The sequence below is a fragment of the Micromonospora sp. MH33 genome (assembly GCF_003013775.1).
GTDB classification, from domain to species: Bacteria; Actinomycetota; Actinomycetes; order Mycobacteriales; family Micromonosporaceae; genus Micromonospora; species Micromonospora fulviviridis.
On record NZ_MUYZ01000597.1, the window covers coordinates 1 to 1,792 of the forward strand.

General features: G+C 76.1%; 1 protein-coding gene and 2 pseudogenes. 2 read left to right on the plus strand and 1 reads right to left on the minus strand.

The window, feature by feature from the left end; genetic code table 11:
- Positions 1–559, plus strand: a pseudogene (locus B0E53_RS36195) (type VII secretion integral membrane protein EccD); the annotation flags it as partial.
- A gap of 63 nt (positions 560–622) precedes the next feature.
- On the opposite strand, the gene B0E53_RS36200 reads toward B0E53_RS36195, so the two are convergent.
- Positions 623–1,129, minus strand: coding sequence for an inorganic diphosphatase (locus tag B0E53_RS36200; protein WP_091266984.1), 507 nt, complete (start codon positions 1,127–1,129; stop codon positions 623–625).
- A gap of 155 nt (positions 1,130–1,284) precedes the next feature.
- On the opposite strand from B0E53_RS36200, the pseudogene B0E53_RS36205 reads away from it, so the two are divergent.
- A pseudogene (locus B0E53_RS36205) lies at positions 1,285–1,792 on the plus strand (D-alanyl-D-alanine carboxypeptidase/D-alanyl-D-alanine-endopeptidase); the annotation flags it as partial.

A 1,792-nucleotide genomic window follows, 5' to 3' on the forward strand; every position in this document is an offset into this window, starting at 1 on the left:
CGGGCTGTTCCTCGACCCGGCCGGCACCGCCGCCGTGCTGCTCTGCGCGCTGGTCTTCGCGCTCGGCGGGTTGCCGCTGCTGGCCATCCGGCTCGGCAAGGTGCCGCTGCCGCCGATCACCCTGCCCGCGCCGGCCGGCGGTCCGCCCGGGCACGCGGTGCTGGCCGTGGTGGGCGCGGCCGTGCTCGCCACCGCCGGCGGGCTCGCCGGTCGGCTGCTGGTGGCGGTCGGCTGCGGGGTGCTGCTGCTGCGCTCCCGGCTCTTCGTGGCGGTCCGCCACCGGGTGCCCGCCGTCGCCGCCGGGCTGGCCGGGTACGCGCTGCTCGGCGCGGTGCTCGCCGACCGGTCCGGTCCGGCCGGCCGGCTGGCGCTGGCCCTCGGCGGGCTGGCCCTGGCCCTGGTCGCCGTCGCGGCCGGCACCACGTACGCCCGCCGGCCGGTCTCCCCGTACCTGGGTCGGCTGGCCGACCTGACCGACACCGCGCTGGTGGTCGCGGTGGTGCCGGTGGCCTGCGCGGTGCTCGACCTCTACGACCGGGCCCGCGGCCTGCTCGGCTGACCAGCACGCACGCGGGCCCGGGTCGCTCGGTGGAGCGGCCCGGGCCCGTCGGCGCGGATCAGGTCAGTGCAGGGTCTCGCCGCGCTCGGCGGCCTCCTTGGCGCGCTGGTACGAGGCCACGATCTCGGCCTCGGCCTCGGTGCGACCCACCCAGGTCGCGCCCTCGACCGACTTGCCCGGCTCCAGGTCCTTGTAGACCTCGAAGAAGTGCTGGATCTCCAGGCGGTCGAACTCGCCCAGGTGGTGGATGTCCCGCAGGTGCTCCTGGCGCGGGTCCTCGTAGGGCACGCAGAGGACCTTGTCGTCGCCGCCCTTCTCGTCGGTCATCCGGAACATGCCGATGGTGCGGCAGCGGATCAGGCAGCCCGGGAAGGTGGGCTCGGGCACCAGCACCAGCGCGTCCAGCGGGTCGCCGTCCTCGCCCAGGGTGCCCTCGATGAAGCCGTAGTCGGCCGGGTACTGCGTGGAGGTGAAGAGGGTGCGGTCCAGCCGGATCCGGCCGGTCGCGTGGTCCACCTCGTACTTGTTGCGGTGACCCTTCGGGATCTCAACCGTGACGTCGAAATCCATCTCCCACGCTCCCTCGTTTGCCCACGCTGGCTAACGGAACCAGTGGCGCCGCCCACCGGCCGGGGTGAACGCCCCCCGCCGGCTCCGGCCGCCGCATAGTGTTCGGACCGAAGTAGTGTCACCCAAGGCGCTTTTGAGCGGGGGAGGAGGGGGTCGTGGGGAGGGAAGATTCACACTACCGCCCCGAGGGGGTTGACGGGCGCAGGTCCGCAGGTTCCGGTTCCGGCGGGGCCACCGGCCGCGTCTCGGTCCCCGGCACCAACCCCGCCCACCGCCCCGGGCCGCCCGTCGGGTCCGCCCCGGTCGGCCGCGCCAACCCCGGGCAGTACGGCCACCCCGGCCCCGCCGAACACGGCCGCACCACCCCCCAGGAGTACGGCCGCCCGCAGGAGTACGGCCGCTCAGCCCCGCGGGAGTACGGCCACGCCGACCCGCGGCAGTACGGTCACCCGGACCCCCGGGACCACGGCGCGGGTCCGGCTGCCCCGGTCAGCTGGCCCGGTTACGACGCGCCCGGCGGCATCCCGGTGAGCCCGCCCGTCCCGCCGGTCGGTGCCGCCCCGCTCCCGCCCCCGCCGCCGCGCCGGCGCCGGGTCCGGCTGGTCGCGGTGCTGGCCAGCGTGTTGATCGTCGCCCTGGCCGCGGTCGGCCTGGCCGTGGTCC

What these genes read in the sequence shown, in the direction of transcription:
- B0E53_RS36200 (WP_091266984.1), bottom strand. Translation starts at nt 1,129, where the DNA reads ATGGATTTCGACGTCACGGTTGAGATCCCGAAGGGTCACCGCAACAAG.